Source organism: Pseudomonas sp. B3G-3, from assembly GCF_028640915.1.
GTDB classification, from domain to species: domain Bacteria; phylum Pseudomonadota; class Gammaproteobacteria; order Pseudomonadales; family Pseudomonadaceae; genus Aquipseudomonas; species Aquipseudomonas chlororaphis_I.
This window is the reverse complement of record NZ_JAQZAB010000127.1, coordinates 133,314-158,491: the sequence shown is the minus strand read 5'-3', so window position 1 is coordinate 158,491 and position 25,178 is coordinate 133,314. Positions and strand designations below refer to the sequence as shown.

Sequence of the window (25,178 nt, the reverse complement as noted above, 5' to 3'; positions counted from 1 at the left end):
GAAATCCTTGTTGCGAAAAGAATGGAATCAGCCGCTCGCGCCACCTGCGTCAGCGGTTACTGGATAGAACGAACGGGGGGCCAGTATAACGAGGCATGGGCGATGAATAAGTGAAACAAAAACACCGCCCGGAGGCGGTGTTGGTTTTGCGGCAAGGCGTTATGCGGCGATCAGCTGTCGCAGGACGTAGTGCAGGATCCCGCCGGACTTGAAGTATTCCACTTCGTTCAGGGTGTCGATGCGGCACAGCACCTCGACCTTTTCCTGGCTGCCATCCTCGCGGGTGATCACCAGGGTCAGGTTCATCCGCGGCGTCAGTTCGACGCCGGTCAGGCCCTGGATATCCAAGGTTTCCTTGCCAGTCAGGTTCAGGCTCTTGCGGTTCTGGTCGAGCTTGAACTGCAGCGGCAGCACACCCATGCCCACCAGGTTGGAGCGGTGGATGCGCTCGAAGCTCTCGGCGATCACTGCCTTGACCCCCAGCAGGTTGGTGCCCTTGGCCGCCCAGTCGCGGCTGGAGCCGGTGCCGTATTCCTGGCCGGCGATCACCACCAGCGGCGTGCCCGCTTGCTGGTAACGCATGGCCGCGTCATAGATCGCCAGTTTCTCGCCGGTGGGGATGTACAGAGTGTTGCCGCCTTCCTCGCCGCCGAGCATTTCGTTGCGGATGCGGATGTTGGCGAAGGTGCCGCGCATCATCACCTGATGGTTGCCGCGACGTGAACCGTAGGAGTTGAAGTCCCGCGGTTCCACGCCTTGCTCGCGCAGGTAGCGGCCGGCTGGGCTGTCGGCCTTGATGTTGCCGGCCGGGGAGATGTGGTCGGTGGTCACCGAGTCGCCCAGCAGCGCCAGGATCCGCGCGCCCGTCACATCCTTGATCACCGGCAGGGGGCCGGAGATGTCATCGAAGTAGGGTGGGTGCTGGATATAGGTGGAGTCCGCCTGCCACACATAGGTCGCGGCCTGCGGTACTTCGATGGCTTGCCACTGGGCGTCGCCGGCGAATACCTCGGCGTATTCCTTGTGGAACATCCGGGTGTTGACTTGGGTGACCGCCTCGGCGATTTCCTGGCTGCTCGGCCAGATGTCGCGCAGGTAGACCGGCTTGCCGTCCTTGCCTTCGCCCAGCGGCTCGCGGCTGATATCGATGCGCACGCTGCCGGCCAGGGCGTAGGCGACCACCAGCGGCGGCGAGGCCAGCCAGTTGGTTTTCACCAGCGGGTGCACGCGGCCTTCGAAGTTGCGGTTGCCGGACAGCACCGAGGCGACGGTCAGGTCGGCTTTCTGGATGGCTTTCTCGATCGGCTCCGGCAAGGGGCCGGAGTTGCCGATGCAGGTGGTGCAGCCGTAACCCACCAGGTCGAAACCCAGGGCGTCGAGGTATTGGGTCAACCCGGCGGCCTTGTAGTAGTCGGTGACCACTTTCGAGCCCGGGGCCAGCGAACTCTTCACCCAGGGCTTGCGCTTCAAGCCTTTTTCCACGGCCTTTTTCGCCACCAGGCCGGCGGCCATCATCACGCTGGGGTTGGAGGTGTTGGTGCAGGAGGTAATAGCGGCGATCACCACCGCGCCGTTTTTCAGGCGATAGGTCTGGCCATTGTGGGCGTAATCGACTTCGCCTATCAGGTCGGCGCTGCCCACGGCCACGCCACCACCGCCTTCGCTTTCCAGGCGGCCTTCCTCCTTGCTGGTGGGCTTGAACTGCAGATCGAGAAAGTCAGTGAAGGCCTGGCCGACGTTCGGCAGCGAGACCCGGTCCTGCGGCCGCTTCGGCCCGGCGAGGCTGGCTTCCACCGTACCCATGTCCAGCGCCAGGCTGTCGGTGAACACCGGCTCCTTGCCCGGCAGGCGCCACAGGCCCTGGATCTTGCTGTAGGCCTCCACCAGTTTCACCACGGCGTCCGGGCGGCCGGACAGGCGCAGGTATTCCAAGGTGACGTCATCCACCGGGAAGAAGCCGCAGGTGGCGCCGTACTCCGGGGCCATGTTGGCGATGGTGGCGCGGTCGGCCAGCGGCAGGTCGGCCAGGCCGTCGCCATAGAACTCGACGAATTTGCCGACCACGCCTTTCTTGCGCAGCATCTGGGTGACGGTCAGCACCAGGTCGGTGGCGGTGATGCCTTCCTTGAGCTTGCCGGTCAGTTTGAAACCTATGACTTCCGGGATCAGCATCGACACCGGCTGGCCGAGCATCGCCGCCTCGGCCTCGATGCCGCCCACGCCCCAGCCGAGCACGCCGAGGCCGTTGATCATGGTGGTGTGGGAGTCGGTGCCGACCAGGGTGTCGGGGAAGGCGTAGGTGCGGCCGTCTTCGTCCTTGGTCCAGACCGTGCGGCCCAGGTATTCCAGGTTGACCTGGTGGCAGATGCCGGTGCCGGGCGGCACTACGCTGAAGTTGTCGAAGGCGCTCTGGCCCCAGCGCAGGAAGGCATAACGTTCGCCATTGCGCTGCATTTCAATGTCGACGTTCTGTTCGAAGGCGGTGTTGCTGCCGAACTTGTCGACCATCACCGAGTGGTCGATCACCAGGTCCACCGGCGACAGCGGGTTGATGCGTTGCGGGTCGCCGCCGGCCTTGGCCATGGCCGCGCGCATGGCCGCCAGGTCGACCACCGCCGGCACGCCGGTGAAGTCCTGCATCAGCACCCGCGCCGGGCGGTACTGGATCTCGCGATCCGAGCGACGCTCCTTGAGCCAGGCGGCGAGGGCCTTGAGGTCGGCGCCGGTGACGGTCTTTTCGTCTTCCCAGCGCAGCAGGTTTTCCAGCAGGACTTTCAACGACATCGGCAGCTTGTCGAGATCGCCTAGGTGCTTGGCGGCTTCTGGCAGGCTGAAGTAGTGGTAGGTCTTGTCGTCGACTTTTAATGTTTTAAGGGTTTTCAGGCTATCGAGGGACGGCATTGAATCACTCCTTTTGGTCCGCACGGCTACGGACCTGACGGGAAGGGCAGAGCTCTTAAGCTAGCCCTGTTTTCAGTAGCTGGCTAATAACTGGACTCTATGGACAAGTCCAAGGTTCCGAACTCGGCTATCATGCGCCGGTTTTCGTGACAGGCTTTGCTACAGCGGGTTTGCGCATGATTCATTGCCAATTGCCCAGGAGATTCGATGAACACCCTCTTTATGCACTGCCGGCCGGGCTTCGAAGGCGAAGTCTGCTCCGAGATCGCCGACCATGCCGCGCGCCTGAACGTGGCCGGGTACGCCAAGGCCAAGCCGAGCACCGCCTGTGCCGAGTTTGTGTGCAGCGAAGAAGACGGCGCCGAGCGCCTGATGCGCGAGCTGCGTTTTGCCGAGCTGATCTTTCCGCGACAGTGGGCGCGGGGCGTCTTCGTCGATCTGCCGGAAACCGACCGCATCAGCGTGATCCTGGCCCATCTGGCGAGTTTCCCGACCTGCGGCAGCCTGTGGCTGGAAGTGCTGGATACCAATGACGGCAAAGAACTGTCGAACTTCTGCAAGAAATTCGAAGCGCCACTGCGCAAGGCGCTGACGGCGGCCGGCAAGCTGGTGGACGATGCCGGCAAGCCACGCTTGCTGCTGACCTTCAAAAGCGGCCGAGAGGTGTTTGTCGGCCTGGCCGATGCCGGCAATTCGGCCATGTGGCCGATGGGCATTCCGCGCTTGAAGTTCCCTCGTGAAGCGCCCAGCCGCTCGACCCTGAAGCTGGAGGAGGCCTGGCACCACTTCATTCCTCGCGATCAGTGGGACGAGCGCCTGCACGGCGACATGACCGGCGTCGACCTCGGTGCCGCCCCGGGTGGCTGGACCTGGCAACTGGTCAACCGCGGCATGCTGGTCACCGCTGTCGACAACGGGCCGATGGCCGAAAGCCTGATGGACACCGGCCTGGTGCAGCACCTGATGGCCGACGGTTTCACCTTCAAGCCCAAGCAGCCGGTGGACTGGATGGTCTGCGACATCGTCGAGAAACCGGCGCGCAACGCTGCCTTGCTGGAAACCTGGATCGGCGAGGGGCACTGCCGCGAAGCGGTGGTCAACCTGAAGCTGCCGATGAAGCAGCGTTACGCGGAAGTGAAGCGTTTGCTCGAACGGATCGAAGACGGCTTCAAGGCCCGTGGCATTCGCGTGGCGATCGGCTGCAAGCAGCTGTACCACGACCGTGAAGAAGTGACCTGCCACCTGCGCCGGCTGGATGAAAAGAAGGCCAAGGCCCGTTGAGCTCAGTTGCGGCGCAATGTCACAGATAGCGTCGATGCCGGCATTGCGCGACAATGCCGGCCAGTTCCAGGAGTGAGTTATGAGTCAAATCATCGATACGCCGGTCGACGGCACGCTGGATGCCACCGGGCTCAATTGCCCGGAGCCGGTCATGATGCTGCACCAGCATATTCGTGACCTGCAGCCCGGCGGCCTGCTCAAGGTGATCGCCACCGATCCCTCGACCCGCCGCGACATCCCCAAGTTCTGCGTGTTCCTCGACCATGAGCTGGTCGCCCAGCAGGAAGAGGCCGGCACCTATCTGTATTGGATTCGCAAGAAGTCCGGTTAACCCGCCGCCCGGCTGATGCGGATTCGCTTGCGCGCGCTGCGCGCCAGGCGGATCGACAGCATCAGCGCCGCGCAGCTCAGGCCGGCAATCAAACCTTCCCACAGCCCGCTCGGGCCGCTGGCAGGGCCGAACCAGTCGGTCAGCCCCAGCACATAACCCACCGGCAAACCGATACCCCAGTAGGCGAGCAGCGTCAGGATCATGGTCACCCGGGTGTCCTGGTAGCCACGCAGCGCGCCTGCGCAGATCACCTGGATCGCGTCGGAGAACTGGTAGAGCGCGGCGTACACGATCAGCATCGCCGCCACCTGGATCACCGCGGTGTCCGGGGTGTAGATCGAGGCGATGGACTCACGCAGCAGCAGGATCAGGCTCGCGGAGAACAGGGCGAAGGCCAGCGCCGCGCCCAGGCCGACGCCGGCGGCGAAGCGCGCCTGGTATGGATTGCCGGCGCCCAGGGCCTGGCCGACCCGCACGGTGACCGCCATGCCCAGGGAATACGGAATCATGAACAGCAGGGAGCTGATGTTCAGGGCGATCTGGTGCCCGGCCACCACTGTCGCGCCGAGGCTGCCGATCAGCAGGGCGATCACCGCGAAGATGCTCGATTCGGCAAACACCGCGATGCCGATCGGCAAGCCGACGCTCAGCAGGCGCTTGATCACCGCCCACTGCGGCCAGTCGAAACGCTTGAACAGCTGGCTGCTCTGGTAGGCCGGGGCCCAGCGGGTCCAGCCCGCCATGGCCAGCATCATTGCCCACATCACGATAGCCGTGGCCCAGCCGCAACCGACGCCGCCCATGGCCGGCACGCCGAAGTGGCCATAAATGAACACGTAGTTGATGGGGATGTTCAGGGCCAGGCCGAACAGGCCGATGACCATGCTCGGCCGGGTGCGCCCCAGGGCGTCGCTGCAGCAACGCAATACGTAATACAGCGCCACCGCCGGCAGACCGCTGGCGATGCCGTGCAGGTATTCCATGCAGGGGCCGATCAGCGTCGGGTCGACCTTCATCAGGTGCAGCACCGGCTCGGCATTGATCAGGATCAGGCTGGCGCTCAGGCCGACCGCCAGGGCCAGCCACAGCGCCTGGCGCACGATCGGGCCGATCTCGCCATAGGTGCCGGCGCCGACCCGCTGGGCCACCTTGGGCGTGGTGGCCAGCAGGGTGCCGGTCATCAACAGGAACACCGGGATCCAGATCGAGTTGCCCAGCGCCACCGCCGCCAGGTCCCGTGGGCTGTACCGGCCGGCCATCACCGCATCGACGAAGCCCATGGCCGTGGTCGCCAGCTGCGCGATCATGATCGGCAAGGACAGGGCCAGCAGGCTGCGCAGTTCAAGGCGCACCCGGGCCGGGCGGTTGAGGGAGGTGGCAGGGGTATCGGTCACGGAATTCACAGGCGAAGCGTCCACAGGGTTGATGCGCAGGGCGGCGTATTCTACGCATTGACGGATGAGTCAGGAAAAAACCTCTGTTGTCGATTTGTAAGTGCTGGCGGCGCCCGGCGGGATGGATTGCTCGCTGGCCGAAAATGGCCTTCTACGCCTAAACTGCGGCTCCGCGAAAGGAGCCTGCCATGCTGATTGTTGCCGACGAAAATATTCCCCTGCTCGATGCCTTTTTTGCCGGCTTCGGCGAAATCCGCCGTTTCCCGGGGCGGGCCATCGACCGCGCCGCCATCGAGGGCGCCGATGTGCTGCTGGTGCGTTCGGTGACCCAGGTCAGTCGCGCCTTGCTCGAGGATAGCCAGGTACGGTTTGTCGGGACCTGCACCATTGGTACCGATCACCTGGACCTCGAGTATTTCCACGAGGCGGGCATTCGCTGGTCCAGCGCGCCGGGCTGCAACGCACGCGGGGTGGTCGACTATGTGCTGGGCAGCCTGCTGACCCTGGCGGAAATCGAAGGCGCCGACCTGACGCAACGCACGTACGGCGTGGTGGGCGCGGGCGAGGTCGGTGGACGGCTGATCGAGGTGTTGCGCGGCCTGGGCTGGAAAGTCCTGGTCTGCGACCCGCCACGGCAGGTGGCGGAAGGTGGCGACTATGTCAGCCTGGAACAGATCCTCGCCCAGTGCGATGTCATCAGCCTGCACACTCCCTTGACCAAGGCCGGCGAGCTGCCGACCTGGCACTTGCTGGACAAGCAGCGCCTGCTCCAGCTGCGCCCCGGCGCCTGGCTGATCAACGCCAGCCGTGGCGCGGTGGTGGATAACAGCGCCCTGCGCGAGGTGTTGCTCGAGCGTGAAGACTTGCAGGCGGTGCTGGATGTCTGGGAAGGCGAACCCCAGGTCGACGTGGCCCTGGCTGACCTCTGTGTGCTGGCCACGCCGCATATCGCCGGTTACAGCCTCGATGGCCGGCAGCGCGGGACGGCGCAGATCTATCAGGCGCTCTGCGATTACCTTGGGCAGCCGCAAGCGATTCATTTACGCGACCTGCTGCCTCGGCCATGGCTGTCGGAGGTGAGTCTCGATGCCAATAGTGACCCGGCCTGGTCCCTGGCGATGATCTGTCGGGCGGTCTACGACCCGCGGCGCGACGATGCGGATTTCCGCCGCAGCCTGGTGGGCAGCGTGGCCGAGCAGCGCGCGGCTTTCGATGCGTTGCGCAAGGGTTATCCGCCACGACGTGAAATCGATGGGTTGGCCGTGCGTATCCAGGGCGAAGCACCAGGCTTGCAGCAGATCGTATCGGCCCTGGGGGCGGTGTCGGTTCGCTGATCGGGTCTTGAGCCGGGTCGTTTCCGGCAGGCATAAAAAACCCGGCTTCAGGGCCGGGTCAAGAGGACGTGAGGCTATGTGTCAATCTTGCTGCGCAGGCTTGACCAGTCGCTTTTCCAGTTCGCGGCAGGCGTTCTGGATCATGTCTTCGGTGATCGGTACTTCGCGACCCTGAGCGTCGATGATGGCGCATCCCAGAGACTGGTCGGGGTGGGTACGAATCACTTCAATCTTGTCATTGCTGCTGTTTTGCAAGGACATGGCCTGTCTCCTCATCAGGTTGTGCGCTTACTTTAAAACCGCCAGGTGACCAAGCTGTGACAACTCCCTGCAAGGTCCCACTACGGCGTTTTCTATCCGGGGAGTCCTCAGTCCAACAGAAATGCCTGTGGACTTCCACTCGGACCTTAGACCAATAGCATCTAGGCTCCAGTATCAGCGGACATAATTAACCTGACTCATTGTGATTTACCGAAGTTCCAGGAAAAGAAGGTTCCAGGAAAACAGGTTCCAGGAAATCGGTTCCGACAAACAGGGCTGCGCCTCATGACTGTGCTGGATCACCCAGCGGTGAATGGGGCGGGGCCGTTCCCAGGTGTGCTTCCGGATGAACTTCATGCTTTCTTCGCGTCAACGCCGGGCGATTCGCCTGGCCAGTCGTTTCATCGCGCCTTATCGCTGGCAGGCCCTGGGGGCGTTGCTGGCGCTGGTGGTGACCGCGGGCATCACCCTGTCCATGGGGCAGGGCATCCGCCTGTTGGTGGACCAGGGCTTCATGACCGGATCACCGGACCTGCTCAACCAGTCCATCGGCCTGTTTCTGCTGCTGGTGCTGGGGCTGGCGGTGGGGACGTTCGTGCGTTTCTACCTGGTGTCGTGGATTGGCGAGCGCTGCGTGGCGGACATCCGTCGGCAGGTGTTCAACCATCTGATCTACCTGCACCCGGGCTTCTATGAGAACAATCGCAGCTCGGAGATCCAGTCGCGGCTGACCGCCGACACCACCTTGCTGCAATCGGTGATCGGCTCGTCGCTCTCGCTGTTTTTGCGCAATGCGCTGATGGTCATCGGCGGCATCGTGCTGCTGTTCGTCACCAACCCCAAGCTCACCAGCATCGTGGTGATCGCCTTGCCCCTGGTGTTGGTGCCGATCCTGATTTTCGGCCGCCGGGTGCGTAGCCTGTCACGCTTGAGCCAGGACCGTATCGCCGATGTCGGCAGTTACGTGGCGGAAACCCTGGGCCAGATCAAGACCGTCCAGGCCTATAACCACCAGCCCCAGGATGAGCGGCGTTTCGCCCTGACGGTGGAGGAGGCGTTCAACACCGCACGCCGGCGTATCGTCCAGCGTGCCTGGCTGATCACCCTGGTGATCGTGCTGGTGCTGGGCGCGGTCGGGGTGATGCTCTGGGTCGGCGGCATGGATGTGATTGCCGGGCGCATTTCCAGTGGCGAGCTGGCGGCCTTTGTTTTCTACAGCCTGATCGTCGGCAGTGCCTTCGGCACCCTGAGCGAAGTGATCGGCGAGTTGCAACGGGCCGCGGGCGCGGCGGAGCGGATTGCCGAGTTGCTGCGTTCGGAAAACCTGATCCAGCCGCCGAATGAAGGCCTGGTCGCTTTGCCCGAGCGGGTGCGGGGCGAGCTGGTGCTGGAGAACCTGCGCTTCTCTTATCCATCGCGTCCGGACAGTTATGCCGTCGATGGCCTGAGCCTGACGGTTCGCGAGGGGGAAACCCTGGCGCTGGTCGGGCCGTCGGGGGCGGGCAAGTCGACCATCTATGATCTGCTGCTGCGTTTCTATGACCCGGAGCAGGGGCGCATCCTGCTCGATGGCGTGCCCTTGACCCGGCTCGACCCGCAGGATGTGCGACGCTGTTTTGCCCTGGTGTCGCAAAGCCCGGCGCTGTTCTTCGGCAGCATCGAGGAGAACATTCGTTATGGCAAACCCTCGGCCACCCCGGAGCAGGTCAGGGAGGCGGCAAGGATCGCCTACGCCCACGACTTCATCGAGAAAATGCCCGAGGGTTACCAGACCCATCTCGGCGATGCGGGGCTGGGACTTTCCGGCGGCCAGCGCCAGCGCCTGGCGATTGCCCGGGCGCTGCTGGTGGATGCGCCGATCCTGTTGCTGGATGAAGCCACCAGCGCCCTGGATGCCCAGAGCGAGCATTTGATCCAGCAGGCCTTGCCGAGCCTGATGAAGAATCGCACCACCCTGGTGATCGCCCATCGCCTGGCCACGGTGAAAAACGCCGACCGGATCGCGGTGATGGATCAGGGCCGGCTGGTGGCGGTGGGTACCCACCAGGAGTTGATCGCCAGCAATCCGCTGTATGCACGCCTGGCGGCGTTGCAGTTCAGCGATGGCCAAGCTGCCTCCTGAGCCCGCGCTGGAAACAAAAATGCCCGCATCGCTGCGGGCATTTTTATTGGGCGTTATCGCTTACTGATCGTCGAAATACCGCTCATGCCAATCCACCAGTGGCTGTGGCGAATTGAGTTTCTGGCCGTAGATCACCGAGTAGGACAGCACGTTCTGCACGTACTGGCGGGTTTCATCGAACGGAATGCTCTCGACCCAGACGTCGAAGCTCAGGTGGTCGGCGCCCCTGAGCCATTGGCGCACGCGGCCGGGGCCGGCGTTGTAGGCGGCGGACGCGAGCACCCGGTTGCCGTTGAACTGGCTGTGCACCTGGCTCAGGTAGGCGGCGCCGAGCTGGATGTTCTTGTCCGGGTTCAGCACTTGCTGCGGCGAGGCCAGCGGGATGCTGAACTTGCGCGCGGTTTCCTTCGCGGTGCCGGGCATCAGTTGCATCAGGCCGGCCGCGCCGACGCCCGAGCGAGCGTCGTCCATGAACGCGCTTTCCTGGCGGGTGATCGCGAAGATCCAGCTCGAGTGCAGGCCACGGACCTTGGCTTCGCGCACCAGGGTGTCGCGGTGGGCCATCGGGAAGCGGATGTCCAGGTCGTCCCAGTATTTCGCCTGGCTGATGGTGCGGATAGCTGGGAAGTACCATTTCAGGTCGTAGGCCAGCTTGGCCTGGGCGACCATTTCGTCACGGCTGAAATGACGGCTGACGTGGTACCACTCACGCCGGCCATCGACGATCTGGCCGCGGGCATGGAACTCCAGGGCGCGCCGTACGCCCGGCGTATTGCGTACTTTGTTGATCACCTGCTGGCTGAGCACCAGCGGTTTGTTGTTCAGCTGATAAGGCAGTTGGGTGCGGTCGGCCGCGAGGAAACCATAGAAGTCGCGCTCGTTGGCCAGGCCCTTGTAGAGGGTCTGGGCCTGAGGGTTTTGCGGCTCGGCCAGTTCCAGGCTGCGCGCCTGCCAGTAGCGCCAGCGGTTGGTGGTCGCCAGGTCCTGGGGCAGCTTGCGGGTCAACTGGTAGGCATCTTCCCAGCGCGCCAGGCGCAGCAGCAGGCGCAGGCGCCACTCGGAGACCGTGTTGTCGCGCAGCTCGGGATCGTATTTGGTCATCACCTCCAGGCCACGGCTGTCGAAGCGTCGCGCCAGGGTCAGGCCGATTTCCCGGGCAATCGCCACTTTTTCGTCACGGGAGAAGTGCATGCTGCTGGCATAACCGTCGAGCAGGGCCATGGCCCTGTCCGGATCCTGGCGGGCCAGGCGGCGCAGACCCAGGCCGACCACGTCGGACATGGCTTCGCTGGCTGGAGTGAAGCGCGACGGCTGGCTGAGCAGCTCGGGCTTCTGGGCAACATCCACCAACAGTCGGCCCTGAGGGGCGAGGGTGGTCATGCTTTTGACCAGGCTATTGGCCAGCGGATAGTTGCGGGCTTCGGCGGCCAGTTTGGCGCGCTGCCAGCGCTTTTGTTCGGTCAACTGGCCTTCGGTGGCCCACTGGGCGAACAGCGCGTCGCAGGTGGCCGGCAGGGATTTGCCGCTGAGCCAGAGCTTGTCGGTGGCGGCGTAACCTTCGGCCTTGAGGTTGTGGCCCAGCTGGTATTGCGCGTTCAGGCAGTCCAGTTCGGTAAAGTTGAGCTTGGGGTCGTAATACTTGACGAAGGTGGCCCAGTCGCCACGTTCGGCCAGCCAGCGCAACCAGCGCAGTCTCATCCAGTTGGCCTGGGGCAGGTCGCCGTGTTCACGGAGAAACTTTTCGATCTCGGCGTTGCTGGCGGTTTTTAGCCGGGCGGTCAGTTCGTCGTAGGCCAGGTAGGGCTCGAGCGGGTAGTCGGCCAGGACCTGGCGGTAGCGGAAATACGGGCCGGTGTCGCCCTTGGCCAGGGCGCGTTTGGCTTCATCGTAATATTGACGCTGGAGTGAGAGGTCCGCGGCCTGAGCGGTGTGCACGGCAGAGGCAGAAAGAAGCAGGCAGGACAAAAGACTAAAAAGGCGACTGCGCATGAGACATCCGGGCAGAGAAATCATGACAAGTGCCGACAATGCCAACACTGATTATTCCCTAGCTTAGCCTTTTGCCAGCAACGGGTGAAAGCTTTGCCGGCCTCTTGTCGCCAGTTCGCTGCAAATGTTGTTCAGGGTGCTTCAGGATTGAAAATGCCGGCCTTCTGAGGCCTCAACTCAGGTAGAATGCGCGCCCGGTTTTTGGAGAAGCTCATGACCCTGCTCAAATTCAGCGATGTGTCCCTTGCGTTCGGCGCTATGCCGTTGTTGGACAAGGTGTCCTGGCAGATCGCCCGTGGTGAGCGGGTGTGCATCATCGGCCGTAACGGCACTGGCAAATCCAGCATGCTGAAGCTGGTCAAGGGCGATCAGAAGCCCGACGACGGTTCCGTATGGCGCGCGCCCGGTCTGAAAATCGGCGAATTGCCGCAGGAATTGCCAGTGGCCGACGAGCGGACGGTGTTCGACGTCGTCGCCCAGGGCCTCGATGGCGTTGGCGAGCTGCTGGCGCAGTACCACCACCTGAGCCAGAACATCGTCACCGATGCCGATCTGGAAAAGCTCATGCACGTCCAGCATGACCTCGAAGCCCGTGATGGCTGGCGCTTGCAGACGCTGGTGGACAGCACCCTGAGCCGCCTGCAGCTGCCGGCCGACAAGACCCTCGCCGAGTTGTCCGGTGGCTGGCGTCGTCGCGTCCTGCTGGCCCAGGCCCTGGTGTCCGAACCGGACCTGCTGCTGCTCGACGAACCGACCAACCACCTGGATATCGGCGCCATCGCCTGGCTGGAAGAAGCCCTGAAGGACTTCCAGGGTGCCGTCCTCTTTATTACCCACGACCGTTCCTTCCTGCAGAACCTGGCGACCCGGATTCTCGAGCTGGACCGTGGTGGGCTGATCGACTGGAACGGCGACTACGCCAGCTTCCTGGTGCACAAGGAAGCAGTGTTGGCGGCTGAAGAGACAGCCAACGCGCTGTTCGACAAGCGCCTGGCCCAGGAAGAAGTCTGGATTCGCCAAGGCATCAAGGCCCGTCGTACCCGTAACGAAGGCCGCGTGCGCGCCCTCAAGGCCCTGCGTGTCGAGCGCAGCGAACGTCGCGAGCGCACCGGCAAGGCCAATATCCAGCTGGAAACCGCCGACAAGTCCGGCAAGCAGGTCATGGTGCTCGAAGACGTGAGCTTCGCTCATCCGGGCGGGCCATTCCTGGTCAAGAATTTCTCCATGGTCCTGCAGCGTGGCGACCGTATCGGCCTGCTCGGCGCCAACGGTACCGGCAAGACCACGCTGCTCAAATTGATGCTGGGCGGCCTGGTGCCGAGCAGCGGCAAGGTCGAGGAGGGTACGCGTATCGACGTGGCGTACTTCGACCAGTTGCGTCACCAGCTGGACCTGGAAAAGACCGTGATCGACAACGTCGCCGAAGGTCGCGACTTTATCGATATCGATGGCCAGAGCCGTCACGTGCTCAGCTACCTCGGCGATTTCCTGTTCAGCCCGCAGCGTGCCCGCACACCGGTCAAGGCGCTGTCCGGTGGCGAGCGTGCCCGCCTGCTGCTGGCCAAGCTGTTCAGCAAGCCGGCCAACCTGCTGGTGCTCGACGAACCGACCAACGACCTGGACGTGGAAACCCTCGAGCTGCTGGAAGAGGTGTTGCTGACCTTCCAGGGCACCGTGCTGATGGTCAGCCACGACCGGGCATTCCTCGATAACGTGGTGACCAGCACCCTGGTGTTCGAAGGCGAAGGCAAGGTCCGCGAATACGTCGGCGGTTATCAGGACTGGCTGCGCCAGGGCGGTTCGCCACGCCTGCTGGGTGTGACCGAGAACAAGTCCGGCAAGGCCGAGCTGAACTCGGCGGTGGTTGCGCCCGTCGCGGCGGCACCTGCTGCAGCACAGGAAGCGCCTGCGGCCAAGAAGAAGCTCAGCTACAAGTTGCAGCGGGAGCTCGAAGCGTTGCCTGGCCAGATCGAAGCCATGGAGCAGCAGATCGCCAGCGTGGAAGCGGAGATGGCCGACGCCGGCTTCTATCAGCGTCCTGCGGCCGAGACCACGGCAGTCATCGCCCAGTTGGAACAGCTCAACGCTGAACTGGACGTGATGGTCGAGCGCTGGGCCGAGCTGGATGCCTGAGTGACCTGGCGTCAATAAAAAAGCCCGACATTCATGTCGGGCTTTTTGCAGGGCCGGTGCGGGCGGAGAATTCTGCCTGCGGCGGGCTCAGCGTTTGACCAGGTGCACGGCCAGCACGTCGCAAGGGGCGCCGTGCAGCACGTCGTTGGCGGTCGAGCCCAATAGCAGGGCCAGGCCGTGGCGGCCATGGCTGCCGACCACGATCAGGTCGCATTCCTGTTCCTTGGCCAGATGGTGGATTTCCTGGCGTGGCTGGCCATAGGTCAGGTGGCTGTATTCCTTGGACAGCTCGGGGTATTTGGTGATGAGGCGATCGAGGCGTTCCTTGGCCTGGTCGAACTGCTGCTGTTGCAATTGGGACAGGTCCATCGGCACGTCGCCGCCGAACGCCATGGCCATCGGCTCGACAATATGCACCAGGGACAATTTGGCGCTGTTGCTGACCGACAGCTCGCGGGCCCGGTGGATAACAGGATCGCACTCTTCGGTTAGATCTACGGCGACCAGAATATGGTGGTAGGGCATGAGGTGCTCCTCCTGAGGATTGCAATAGCTTCAAGTATGGCTGGTTTCAAGCGGATTGGTTCCGACCTGGATCAATCGGCTCATCAAGAATCGGGAGTACAGATATGACGGTCTGGATAGTGGTGTCAATCCTCGCGGTGGTCTTGAGTCCGCTGGCCTGGTTGCGCCCGTCGCGCCGCCAGAGCGGGCAGATCGCCCTGCGCATGGAGGCGCGACGCATGGGGCTGGGCATGCAACTGGCGCCTCAGGAATGGCCGCACTGGATGGATCCGCAGCCTCCAAGCCCCTGTGCGCAATACCATCGGCCGCGGCGCGGTACACAGCCGGCCTGCTGGGCCTACTGGCAAAGTGCGCCGGGCATGTGGGTCAACCAATGGCGGGAAGCCTGTGCGGACCCGGCCTTGCTCGAGCACTTTCGCACGCTGCCGGCCAATGTGTTCAAGGTCGAGGCCGACCGGCAGATGATCGTCTTGTATTGGGGCGAACGTGGCGAAGCCAGTGTTTTGCAAGACATTGCCGCGGTACTCAAGGCGCTGGCGTGAAGCATGACCTGCGCTGCAATGGCCAGGTTGTTGAAAAACAGGCAATAAAAAGCCCGACAGGGTCGGGCGGGGTTGGCCAGGCAGGCCGGTAAATCCTTTCTGATCCCCTGGTTCTGACCGTCGGGGATAGAGTTGTCGCCGATCTTACGCCTGGTTTTCGGCCAGGCATCCATATTTTTGCTCCAGGATTGTGCCAGCGTAGCCGCGAATCGGTTACGGGGGCCACGTATTAGGGCGACTTTTCTAAAGATTGATTCTATGAATGTCCTGAGATGAGCAAGCTTGTTGATGGTGCGTGCCCGTCTGGAATGACTAAGAAGTCGCGTTTTAAACAACCTTTTGGGCGATTGACAATTGTCGGATTTTGCCTGAATGTGGCGTACCCAAATCAAACGGGCGTATGAATTGAGCGTTTGTATTACCAGACGGCTCTTCCAGAATCCCGACTATCGCGTTGGCGGGTGTGCCTGGCGGATTGGCGTAGCATCGATGGAAACGTCGTTGCCGAGTCAGAAGTTAGCGTCCGACGTGTACTGTTCAGCTTCCATATCGTGGAGATCAGTTGATGATTTACGAAGGTAAAGCCATCACGGTTAAGGCTCTTGAAAGTGGCATCGTCGAATTGAATTTCGACCTCAAGGGTGAGTCCGTCAACAAGTTCAACCGTCTTACCCTGAACGAATTGCGTTCGGCCGTAGACGCCATCAAGGCAGATGCGTCGGTCAAGGGTGTGATCGTCAGCAGTGGCAAGGACGTCTTCATCGTCGGCGCCGACATCACCGAATTTGTCGACAACTTCAAGCTGCCGGATGCAGAGCTTGTCGCAGGCAACCTCGAAGCCAACAAGATTTTCAGCGATTTCGAAGACCTCAACGTTCCGACCGTTGCCGCGATCAATGGCATCGCGCTGGGCGGTGGTCTGGAAATGTGCCTGGCAGCTGACTATCGCGTCATGTCCTCCAGCGCCAAGATCGGCCTGCCGGAAGTCAAGCTGGGTATCTACCCGGGCTTCGGCGGTACCGTTCGCCTGCCACGCATCATCGGTGCCGACAACGCCATCGAATGGATTGCCGCCGGCAAGGAAAACCGTGCTGAAGACGCACTGAAAGTCGGCGCCGTCGACGCTGTCGTTGCCCCGGAAAAACTGCATGAAGCGGCTCTGGCCACCGTCAAGCGCGCCATCTCCGGCGAGTTCGACTACAAGGCCAAGCGTCAGCCGAAGCTAGAAAAGCTCAAGCTCAACGCCATCGAACAGATGATGTCCTTCGAAACCGCCAAGGGTTTTGTCGCCGGCCAGGCTGGCCCGAACTACCCGGCGCCGGTCGAAGCCATCAAGACCATCCAGAAAGCCGCCAACTTCGGTCGAGACAAGGCGCTGGAAGTCGAGGCCGCGGGCTTCGTCAAATTGGCCAAGACTTCTGCCGCGCAGAGCCTGATCGGTCTGTTCCTGAATGATCAGGAGCTGAAGAAAAAGGCCAAGGCCTATGACGAAATCGCCCACGATGTGAAGCAGGCCGCCGTACTGGGTGCCGGCATCATGGGTGGCGGTATCGCCTATCAGTCGGCGTCCAAAGGCACGCCGATCCTGATGAAAGACATCAACGAACACGGTATCGAGCAAGGCCTGGCGGAAGCCGCCAAGCTGCTGGTCGGCCGTGTCGATAAAGGTCGCATGACCGCGGCGAAGATGGCCGAGGTGCTCAACGGCATTCGTCCTACGCTGTCCTACGGTGACTTCGGCCACGTCGACCTGGTGGTCGAAGCGGTCGTCGAGAACCCTAAGGTCAAGCAAGCGGTTCTGGCCGAAGTCGAAGACCAGGTCAAAGAGGACACCATCCTCGCTTCGAACACCTCGACCATTTCCATCAGCCTGCTGGCCAAGGCCCTCAAGCGTCCGGAAAACTTCGTCGGCATGCACTTCTTCAACCCGGTGCACATGATGCCGCTGGTCGAAGTCATCCGTGGCGAGAAGTCCAGCGAGCTGGCCGTGGCCACCACCGTTGCCTACGCCAAGAAAATGGGCAAGAACCCGATCGTGGTCAACGACTGCCCGGGCTTCCTGGTCAACCGCGTGCTGTTCCCGTACTTCGGCGGTTTCGCCAAGCTGGTCAGCGCCGGTGTGGACTTCGTGCGCATCGACAAGGTCATGGAAAAATTCGGCTGGCCGATGGGCCCGGCCTACCTGATGGACGTGGTCGGCATCGACACCGGCCACCACGGTCGTGACGTGATGGCCGAAGGTTTCCCGGATCGCATGAAAGACGATCGCCGTTCGGCTATCGATGTGCTCTACGAAGCCAAGCGTCTGGGCCAGAAGAACGGCAAGGGTTTCTACGCCTACGAGGCCGACAAGAAAGGCAAGCAGAAGAAAGTGGCCGACCCGTCGGTGCTGGAAGTGCTCAAGCCTATCGTGTACGAGCAGCGTGAAGTCACTGACGAGGACATCGTCAACTGGATGATGATCCCGCTGTGCCTGGAAACCGTTCGTTGCCTGGAAGACGGCATCGTCGAGACCGCGGCCGAAGCCGATATGGGCCTGGTGTACGGTATTGGTTTCCCTCCATTCCGTGGCGGTGCGCTGCGCTACATCGACTCGATCGGTGTTGCCGAGTTCGTTGCCCTGGCCGACCAGTACGCCGATCTGGGCGCGCTGTACCACCCGACCGCGAAGCTGCGCGAGATGGCCAAGAACGGCCAGAGCTTCTTCGGTTAAGCGCCCCCTACTAGAGCGAGAGTGAATATATGAGCTTGAATCCTAGAGACGTCGTGATTGTCGACTTCGGTCGTACTCCGATGGGCCGCTCCAAGGGCGGCATGCACCGCAACACCCGCGCCGAAGACATGTCGGCGCACCTGATCAGCAAATTGCTGGAACGCAACTCCAAGGTCGATCCGGCGGAAGTCGAGGACGTGATCTGGGGCTGTGTGAACCAGACCCTGGAGCAGGGCTGGAACATCGCGCGCATGGCGTCGCTGATGACCCAGATCCCGCACACCTCGGCCGGCCAGACCGTCAGCCGCCTGTGTGGCTCGTCGATGAGCGCGCTGCACACCGCCGCCCAGGCAATCATGACCGGCAACGGTGACGTATTCGTGGTTGGCGGCGTCGAGCATATGGGCCACGTGAGCATGATGCATGGCGTCGACCCGAACCCGCACATGTCCCTGTACGCGGCGAAAGCCTCGGGCATGATGGGCCTGACCGCCGAGATGCTCGGCAAGATGCACGGCATCACTCGTGAACAGCAGGACGCCTTTGGCGTGCGTTCCCATCAGCTCGCCCACAAGGCGACGGTGGAAGGCAAGTTCAAGGACGAGATCATCCCGATGCAGGGTTACGACGAGAACGGTTTCCTGAAGCTGTTCGACTACGACGAAACCATTCGTCCCGAGACCACCCTGGAAAGCCTGGCGGCCCTCAAGCCGGCCTTCAATCCGAAGGGCGGTACCGTGACTGCCGGTACTTCGTCGCAGATCACCGATGGTGCTTCGTGCATGATCGTGATGTCGGCGCAGCGCGCCCAGGACCTGGGCATCCAGCCGCTGGCGGTGATCCGCTCGATGGCGGTGGCGGGTGTGGATCCGGCGATCATGGGCTATGGTCCAGTACCGGCCACGCAGAAAGCACTGAAGCGCGCGGGCCTGGGAATTGCCGATATCGACTTCTTCGAGCTCAACGAAGCTTTCGCGGCGCAGGCTCTGCCAGTGCTGAAAGATTTGAAAGTGCTCGACAAGATGGACGAGAAGGTTAACCTGCACGGCGGCGCGATCGCCCTGGGTCACCCGTTCGGTTGTTCCGGTGCGCGTATCTCCGGCACCTTGCTCAATGTCATGAAGCAGAATGGCGGCACCTTTGGCGTGTCCACCATGTGCATTGGCCTCGGTCAGGGTATTGCCACCGTCTTCGAACGCGTTTAAGCGTTGCGTTGATGGAAGCCGGGGCCCAGTGCCCCGGTTTTTGTTTTTCTGAAGATTTATTATTTTTTATTTTGCGCGAGGGCCAGAACATGCAATTACAACCCGGGCTCTATCAGCATTACAAGGGACCGCAGTACCGCGTTTTCAGCGTGGCGCGGCATTCCGAGACGGAAGAGGAAGTGGTGTTCTATCAAGCCCTGTATGGCGATTACGGCTTTTGGGTGCGCCCCTTGAGCATGTTCCTGGAGTCGGTCGAAGTTGACGGCGAGCAGGTGCCACGCTTTGCTTTGGTGCAGGCCGAACCCAGTCTTTTTTCACGGCCATGAGCCGAGGTCGCGCAGAACCCTGCGCTTGACCTCACCTTGTTGCCACTATATATAGCGGTGCCGCGTCAGGCGCCAACCGCCTCTCACTTCTCGAATTCAGGAATTTTCCGATCCATGGGCAAATCGCTGGTCATTGTGGAATCCCCGGCTAAGGCCAAGACCATCAACAAGTACTTGGGTAACCAATACGTGGTGAAGTCGAGTATCGGCCATATCCGAGACCTGCCCACCAGTGGTTCGGCGAGCGCCGCCAAAGAGCCTGCCGCCAAGCGTGGCAAGGCGGCTGCTGGTGAAGCACCGGCGCTGTCGGCCAAGGAGAAGGCGCGCAAGCAACTGGTCTCGCGCATGGGAGTCGATCCGGACCACGGCTGGAAAGCCAAGTACGAGATCCTTCCAGGCAAGGAAAAAGTCATCGAAGAGCTGCGCCGGCTCGCCAAGGATGCCGACACCATCTATCTCGCAACGGACTTGGACCGCGAAGGGGAGGCCATTGCCTGGCACCTGCGGGAAGCCATTGGTGGGGATGACAGCCGCTACAAGCGCGTGGTGTTCAACGAAATCACCAAGAAGGCGATCCAGGAAGCCTTCTCCCAGCCGGGCGAGCTGGATATCGATCGGGTCAACGCCCAGCAGGCGCGTCGCTTCCTCGACCGCGTGGTGGGTTACATGGTTTCGCCGCTGCTGTGGGCCAAAATTGCCCGTGGCCTGTCTGCCGGTCGTGTGCAATCGGTGGCGGTGAAGCTGGTGGTGGAGCGCGAGCGCGAAATCCGTGCCTTCATCCCTGAAGAGTACTGGGAAGTTCATGCCGACCTCGGCACCGCCAAGGGCGCCAATGTGCGCTTCGAAGTGGCCCGTGAAAACGGCGAGGCCTTCAAGCCGCTGAACGAAGCCCAGGCCATGGCGGCGCTGGAGAAGCTCAAGGCTTCGACCTACACCATCGCCAAGCGCGAAGACAAACCGACCAGCAGCAAGCCGTCGGCCCCGTTCATTACTTCTACCCTGCAGCAGGCCGCGAGCAACCGCCTGGGCTTCGGGGTGAAGAAAACCATGATGATGGCCCAGCGTCTGTATGAAGCCGGTTACATCACTTATATGCGTACCGACTCGACCAATCTCTCGGCTGATGCCCTGACGATGGCGCGGACCTATATCGAAGAAGAGTTCGGCAACAAGTACCTGCCGTCCTCGCCGAACTTCTACAGCAGCAAGGAAGGGGCCCAGGAGGCGCACGAAGCGATTCGGCCGTCCGATGTGAATACCCACCCAAGCAAGCTGTCGGGCATGGAACGTGACGCCGAGCGCCTCTACGAGCTGATCTGGCGCCAGTTCGTGGCCTGCCAGATGCTGCCGGCGCAATACCTGTCGACCACCGTCAGCGTCGCCGCTGGTGGCTTCGAGCTGCGTGCCAAGGGCCGTATCCTCAAGTTCGACGGTTACACCCGGGTCATGCCGCAGATGAGCAAGCCGGGCGACGACGATGTCCTGCCGGACATGGCGCAGGGCGATGTGCTGAAGCTGATCAAGCTCGACCCGAGCCAGCACTTCACCAAGCCGCCGGCGCGTTACTCCGAAGCCAGCCTGGTCAAGGAAATGGAAAAGCGTGGCATCGGTCGTCCTTCGACCTACGCGGCGATCATTTCCACCATCCAGGACCGTGGCTACGTGGCGCTGCACAACCGTCGTTTCTATTCGGAAAAGATGGGCGACATCGTCACCGAGCGTCTGTCCGAGAGTTTCTCCAACCTGATGGACTACGGCTTCACTGCCGGCATGGAAGAGCACCTCGATGACGTGGCCCAGGGCGAGCGCGACTGGAAAAACGTCCTCGACGAGTTCTACGGCGACTTCAAGAAGAAGCTCGAAGTGGCCGAAGGCAGCGACAGCGGCATGCGCGCCAACCAGCCGGTGATGACCGATATCCCGTGCCTCACCTGTGGTCGTCCGATGCAGATTCGTACGGCGTCCACTGGTGTGTTCCTCGGTTGTTCGGGTTACAGCCTGCCACCGAAAGAACGCTGCAAGGCGACGGTCAACCTGGTACCGGGCGACGAGATCGCCGCAGACGACGAGGGTGAATCCGAGTCGCTGGTACTGCGCGGCAAGCACCGTTGCCCGATCTGCAGCACGGCGATGGACGCCTATCTGCTGGACGAGAAACGCAAGCTGCACATCTGCGGTAACAACCCGGATTGCGCGGGCTACGAGATCGAAGAGGGCAGCTATCGTATCAAGGGCTACGAAGGTCCGAGCCTGGAGTGCGACAAGTGCGGCAGCGAGATGCAGCTCAAGACCGGTCGTTTCGGCAAGTTCTTCGGGTGTACCAACCCGACCTGCAAGAACACCCGCAAGCTGCTCAAGAGCGGTGACGCGGCGCCGCCGAAGATGGACCCGGTGAAGATGCCCGAGCTGAAATGCGAGAAGGTCAACGACACCTATATCCTGCGCGACGGGGCTTCGGGTCTGTTCCTGGCGGCCAGCCAGTTCCCGAAAAACCGTGAGACCCGCGCACCGCTGGTGCTCGAGCTGATCCCGCACAAGGACGAGATCGATCCGAAGTATCACTTCCTCTGCGAAGCGCCGAAGAAGGACCCGGAGGGTCGTCCGGCGGTGATTCGCTACAGCCGCAAGACCAAGGAGCAGTACGTGCAGACCGAAGTCGACGGCAAGCCGACCGGCTGGCGTGCGTTCTACGACGGTGGTAGCTGGAAAGTCGAAGACAAGCGTTAAGGTCCGCATCGGACGCTTCTGACAGGCCGCGTAAACTTCTAAGGGTACGCGGCCTTTCTTTTGGGCTTGCGGTGGGCTGGAGTGTTCCACGACACTGTACGGCCAGCCCGCTGTTATCTATTCGTTGTGGAGATTGCCGTCATGGCCCACGAACTCTATACCCGTACAAACCAGAAAATTTACTTCGCCGGCCTGTCGCTGGAAGCCTTGGCGCGAGCCGAAGCGGGCGGGGCAATGAATGCTCAGGCGCTGGTACAGGCAGGGCGAGAGTCGGTGCTGTTTCATCTATACGGCGCGCTGCTTGGCTTGTGCCATGAAATCGCTGGCTTCTATCGCCTCCCGCAGGCCAATGCGCCTCGCGCGGAGCTGCTGCTGACCTGCGAGGTGCTGGAAAGCATCGCCATCCCCGAGCTGGCCGAGTTGGTGGAGCTGGCCCATAACCCGGAAACCTGGCTGGCGAAGCTGCTGGCTGCCCATTCGGCGATGTTCCAGCCACCGCGGGTACCGCATAAACCCAAGGGCGATGTCACCCAGCCGCTGATCGTCGCAGTGAACCTCGATGAAGAAGAGCAGGCGCCGGAGCTGAGCCGGGAAGAGCTGGAGCAATGGCGTCAGAACCTCAAGGCTTTGGCTATACGCTTCCGTGACGGTCTGAATGAGTGTTGAGTTGCTGGTACGACCCATCATTCAAGGATGAGTAGGCGTTCAACAACGGCGTCCAGATGCTCCCAAGCTCGATGGTCAGCGCGCCATTAACAAGAAACAGGTCATTACGCGGTTTTTCCGCTTAGGAAGCCGTTGCCAGTTCTGATTGCAAATCGAATTTCTGTGACAAATGCCTGCACGTAACCCCGGGCAAATAAAGAAAACCGCTTGGGCCCGCGCGAGGTCGGGGTGATGACTGATATAATCCCGGCCTTTCGTGGAGAACAGACCTTTATGCCAACGTCCTTTCTAGAAATTGTCGAATTGCCAGACGGTCGTATCGAGCTGCGCAGGGCTGAGGACGAGGGTTCTCTGGTCACTCTGGACTTTTCAGAGGATGCCAAAGCCTTTTTGCAAGGCCAGCATGTCGAGGTGGCCAAGGCCATGTTGAGCGTGGGTGTGCAGATGGCGGGTCGCCTGGTTGAAGGCGAATTGGAGAAAGAAGAGGGACCACGGATTCTTCACTGAGTCCGTTTGTCGGTTTTTTTGCTGTCGTTCGTCGCCTCCTTTCGGCTTCTCAATCCTGGAGAAGCCTTGTGTCATTCAAGCGTGTCCATCGACGCTTCTAGCGGTCAGCCCAGACGAATATTCAGGCTTTGTGCGTCGCCCGTGCGGGCTGCGCTGATAAGTTGCTGACGGACGCTGCTGTTCAATGGATTGAGCCAGCTGACGACGGTGTGGCTGCGTCCCAGGCGCAGAGCCTCGCAAGCCAGTTGTTGCGCGCTTTGGGCGCCGCGCGGGTGCAGCAGCAGGATCCGTTCGCGGTTCAGGCCGGCATCTCGCAACCAGGCCTGGGTCAGGCTTGCCGGCGGGGCAATCAATGTCAGCCAGCGCGCGTCCTGGTCCTGGCTCAGTTCCCTGAGGATAGGCGCGAGCAGGCTCAGGCAGTTCCCGGCGGCACCGCGTAACGACAGTTCACTGAAGGCTTCCGGTTCGTTGCTCCAGGGCGATTCGACTACCTCTTTGAGGATGGGCGCCAGGGGTTGAGCCATGAACGCTTCGAACAGTGGCAGTTGTGCATGCTGTGGTGTGTGAGGGAACTGCATAGAGCCTCCTTTAGCGGCGAATGACGCCGACACTCAAGCCTTCGATCACCAGGTCCTGATCTTTCAGGTTGACTTCGATAGGGGCGAACTCAGGGTTTTCGGCAATCAGCCAGACTTTGCTGCCTTCGCGCTTGAAGCGTTTCACGGTGACTTCGTCGCCAATGCGGGCGACGACGACCTGGCCATTGCGGGCCTCGCGAGTGGTGTGCACCGCCAGCAGGTCGCCATCGAAGATGCCGATGTCCTTCATGCTCATGCCGTGAACCCGCAGCAGGTAGTCCGCGCGTGGATGGAAGAAGGCCGGGTTGATATTGCAGGACTCTTCGATGTGCTGCTCGGCGAGGATCGGCGCGCCGGCGGCAACCCGGCCGATGATGGGCAGGCTGGAGTCGTCGGGCTTGGCTTCGAACCCCGGGATGCGAATGCCGCGGGAGGCGCCTGGAGTCATTTCGATCGCACCCTTGCGGGCCAGCGCCTTGAGGTGTTCTTCGGCGGCGTTGGGCGACTTGAAACCCAGTTCCTGGGCGATTTCCGCGCGGGTCGGTGGGTAGCCGTTGTCTTCGAGGCAACGTTTGATAAAAGCCAGAATCTCAGCTTGGCGTGGCGTCAGTTTTAGCATGTCGATCGCTCTGTCTTTTTATACAGTGACTGGAATTATATACAGTGAATGGCGCTTGGCAATCCTCCTTTTTCCAGTCGCCGCTGGACGGTCGGGTCGCCGCTGCGCATGCCTGGTGTCGCGTGGCTGGCTACAGGAAGCGGCAGGTATGGTTAAATAGCTGACTGACCGGCCGCAAAACGGACAGGCAGGCTTGACAAGACTGGGGCTGAAACGTATGTTTCAAACAAGTGTTTGTCAGGCGGAGTAGCCATGGCCCAGTCGGAAACCGTTGAACGCATTCTCGATGCTGCCGAGCAGTTGTTCGCGGAAAAAGGTTTTGCCGAAACCTCATTGCGGCTGATCACCAGCAAGGCCGGGGTCAACCTGGCGGCGGTGAATTATCATTTCGGTTCCAAGAAGGCCCTGATCCAGGCAGTGTTCTCGCGCTTCCTCGGGCCGTTCTGCATCAGCCTCGACCGTGAGCTGGAGCGGCGTTCGGCCAAGCCGGACAGCAAGCCAAGCCTCGAAGAGCTGCTGGAAATCCTCGTCGAGCAGGCCCTGGTGGTCCAGCCTCGCAGCGGCAACGATCTGTCCATCTTCATGCGCCTTCTGGGCCTGGCCTTCAGCCAGAGTCAGGGGCACCTGCGGCGTTATCTGGAAGACATGTACGGCAAGGTATTCCGCCGCTACATGCTGCTGGTCAACGAAGCCGCGCCACGCATTCCACCGATCGAACTGTTCTGGCGTGTGCACTTCATGCTGGGTGCCGCGGCGTTCAGCATGTCGGGGATCAAGGCCTTGCGTGCGATTGCCGAGACCGACTTCGGGGTCAATACCTCGATCGAGCAGGTGATGCGCCTGATGGTGCCGTTCCTCGCGGCCGGCATGCGCGCCGAAACCGGGGTCACCGACGATGCCATGGCCACTGCGCAGCTCAAGCCGCGCAGCAAATCGACTCCGGCGGTCGCCAAGGCCTGACCGTCCGGGTGGGCGCGGCAGCTTACATCCGCTAAGCTAGCCGCCCATGTCGACTCTCGTTTCC

General features: G+C 61.9%; 20 protein-coding genes. 13 read left to right on the top strand and 7 right to left on the bottom strand.

The genetic code is table 11. From position 1 onward, the window contains the following. Nucleotides 1–159: 159 nt before the first annotated feature. The gene (acnA, locus tag PVZ80_RS28325) at nucleotides 160–2,901 is read right to left on the bottom strand and encodes an aconitate hydratase AcnA (protein WP_038631225.1); all 2,742 of its coding nucleotides are present in this window, start codon (nucleotides 2,899–2,901) and stop codon (nucleotides 160–162) included. Between the two features lie 207 nt (nucleotides 2,902–3,108). Here acnA and rlmM point away from each other — a divergent pair, with 207 nt between their 5' ends. Further along, complete coding sequence (gene rlmM, locus PVZ80_RS28320) at nucleotides 3,109–4,182, top strand: 23S rRNA (cytidine(2498)-2'-O)-methyltransferase RlmM (protein WP_009047953.1); 1,074 nt, start codon at nucleotides 3,109–3,111, stop codon at nucleotides 4,180–4,182. Between the two features lie 79 nt (nucleotides 4,183–4,261). Beyond that, nucleotides 4,262–4,513, top strand: a complete 252-nt coding sequence (gene tusA, locus PVZ80_RS28315) for a sulfurtransferase TusA (protein ID WP_007921329.1) — start codon at nucleotides 4,262–4,264, stop codon at nucleotides 4,511–4,513. Here the strand turns inward: tusA and PVZ80_RS28310 are convergent. After that, the gene (locus PVZ80_RS28310) at nucleotides 4,510–5,916 is read right to left on the bottom strand and encodes an MATE family efflux transporter (protein WP_053268583.1); all 1,407 of its coding nucleotides are present in this window, start codon (nucleotides 5,914–5,916) and stop codon (nucleotides 4,510–4,512) included. The two genes, tusA and PVZ80_RS28310, sit on opposite strands and share 4 nt — an antisense overlap. Nucleotides 5,917–6,095: 179 nt before the next feature. Here PVZ80_RS28310 and pdxB point away from each other — a divergent pair, with 179 nt between their 5' ends. Beyond that, on the top strand, nucleotides 6,096–7,241 hold the full coding sequence (pdxB, locus tag PVZ80_RS28305; protein WP_038631230.1) for a 4-phosphoerythronate dehydrogenase PdxB: 1,146 nt from the start codon (nucleotides 6,096–6,098) through the stop codon (nucleotides 7,239–7,241). Nucleotides 7,242–7,322: 81 nt separating this feature from the next. Here the strand turns inward: pdxB and PVZ80_RS28300 are convergent, their stop codons facing one another. Further along, nucleotides 7,323–7,502 (bottom strand): PA1571 family protein, encoded by a 180-nt coding sequence (locus PVZ80_RS28300; RefSeq protein ID WP_007921326.1) that lies wholly within the window; start codon nucleotides 7,500–7,502, stop codon nucleotides 7,323–7,325. A 346-nt stretch (nucleotides 7,503–7,848) separates the two neighbouring features. Between PVZ80_RS28300 and PVZ80_RS28295 the strand changes: the two genes are divergently transcribed. Further along, entirely contained in the window at nucleotides 7,849–9,624 is a 1,776-nt protein-coding gene (locus PVZ80_RS28295) for an ABC transporter transmembrane domain-containing protein (protein WP_009047956.1), read from the top strand. Nucleotides 9,625–9,684: 60 nt separating this feature from the next. On the opposite strand, the gene PVZ80_RS28290 is transcribed toward PVZ80_RS28295, so the two are convergent. After that, nucleotides 9,685–11,613, bottom strand: a complete 1,929-nt coding sequence (locus PVZ80_RS28290) for a transglycosylase SLT domain-containing protein (protein ID WP_273864865.1) — start codon at nucleotides 11,611–11,613, stop codon at nucleotides 9,685–9,687. A 213-nt stretch (nucleotides 11,614–11,826) separates the two neighbouring features. Between PVZ80_RS28290 and PVZ80_RS28285 the strand changes: the two genes are divergently transcribed. Continuing rightward, nucleotides 11,827–13,746 carry an ATP-binding cassette domain-containing protein gene (locus PVZ80_RS28285; RefSeq protein WP_016704948.1) on the top strand — a complete coding sequence of 640 codons (1,920 nt, stop codon included), beginning with the start codon at nucleotides 11,827–11,829 and terminating at the stop codon, nucleotides 13,744–13,746. 87 nt (nucleotides 13,747–13,833) lie between these two features. On the opposite strand, the gene PVZ80_RS28280 is transcribed toward PVZ80_RS28285, so the two are convergent. Continuing rightward, nucleotides 13,834–14,271 (bottom strand): universal stress protein, encoded by a 438-nt coding sequence (locus tag PVZ80_RS28280; protein WP_007921319.1) that lies wholly within the window; start codon nucleotides 14,269–14,271, stop codon nucleotides 13,834–13,836. A 104-nt stretch (nucleotides 14,272–14,375) separates the two neighbouring features. Here PVZ80_RS28280 and PVZ80_RS28275 point away from each other — a divergent pair, with 104 nt between their 5' ends. From PVZ80_RS28275 to PVZ80_RS28245, 7 genes are all read left to right on the top strand, one after another. Continuing rightward, nucleotides 14,376–14,813 (top strand): hypothetical protein, encoded by a 438-nt coding sequence (locus tag PVZ80_RS28275; RefSeq protein ID WP_009047960.1) that lies wholly within the window; start codon nucleotides 14,376–14,378, stop codon nucleotides 14,811–14,813. Between the two features lie 565 nt (nucleotides 14,814–15,378). Then, nucleotides 15,379–17,526 carry a fatty acid oxidation complex subunit alpha FadB gene (fadB, locus tag PVZ80_RS28270; protein ID WP_009047961.1) on the top strand — a complete coding sequence of 716 codons (2,148 nt, stop codon included), beginning with the start codon at nucleotides 15,379–15,381 and terminating at the stop codon, nucleotides 17,524–17,526. A gap of 29 nt (nucleotides 17,527–17,555) precedes the next feature. Then, nucleotides 17,556–18,731, top strand: coding sequence for an acetyl-CoA C-acyltransferase FadA (fadA, locus tag PVZ80_RS28265; protein ID WP_009047962.1), 1,176 nt, complete (start codon nucleotides 17,556–17,558; stop codon nucleotides 18,729–18,731). Nucleotides 18,732–18,820: 89 nt separating this feature from the next. Continuing rightward, nucleotides 18,821–19,057, top strand: a complete 237-nt coding sequence (locus PVZ80_RS28260; RefSeq protein WP_023968538.1) for a DUF1653 domain-containing protein — start codon at nucleotides 18,821–18,823, stop codon at nucleotides 19,055–19,057. Between the two features lie 114 nt (nucleotides 19,058–19,171). Next, nucleotides 19,172–21,784 (top strand): type I DNA topoisomerase, encoded by a 2,613-nt coding sequence (topA, locus tag PVZ80_RS28255; protein ID WP_009047964.1) that lies wholly within the window; start codon nucleotides 19,172–19,174, stop codon nucleotides 21,782–21,784. Between the two features lie 141 nt (nucleotides 21,785–21,925). Continuing rightward, nucleotides 21,926–22,450: a DUF6586 family protein gene (locus PVZ80_RS28250; RefSeq protein ID WP_198919982.1), complete on the top strand. Its 525-nt coding sequence runs from the start codon at nucleotides 21,926–21,928 to the stop codon at nucleotides 22,448–22,450. A gap of 273 nt (nucleotides 22,451–22,723) precedes the next feature. After that, a complete protein-coding gene (locus tag PVZ80_RS28245; protein WP_009042980.1) occupies nucleotides 22,724–22,957 on the top strand; it encodes a hypothetical protein in 234 nt (77 codons plus the stop codon). Between the two features lie 104 nt (nucleotides 22,958–23,061). Here the strand turns inward: PVZ80_RS28245 and sulA are convergent, their stop codons facing one another. Then, nucleotides 23,062–23,535 (bottom strand): SOS-induced cell division inhibitor SulA, encoded by a 474-nt coding sequence (gene sulA / locus PVZ80_RS28240; RefSeq protein WP_273864864.1) that lies wholly within the window; start codon nucleotides 23,533–23,535, stop codon nucleotides 23,062–23,064. A 10-nt stretch (nucleotides 23,536–23,545) separates the two neighbouring features. Further along, complete coding sequence (lexA, locus tag PVZ80_RS28235; RefSeq protein WP_007921301.1) at nucleotides 23,546–24,154, bottom strand: transcriptional repressor LexA; 609 nt, start codon at nucleotides 24,152–24,154, stop codon at nucleotides 23,546–23,548. Nucleotides 24,155–24,406: 252 nt separating this feature from the next. Between lexA and PVZ80_RS28230 the strand changes: the two genes are divergently transcribed. After that, complete coding sequence (locus PVZ80_RS28230; RefSeq protein ID WP_009042982.1) at nucleotides 24,407–25,114, top strand: TetR/AcrR family transcriptional regulator; 708 nt, start codon at nucleotides 24,407–24,409, stop codon at nucleotides 25,112–25,114. Nucleotides 25,115–25,178 lie beyond the last annotated feature (64 nt).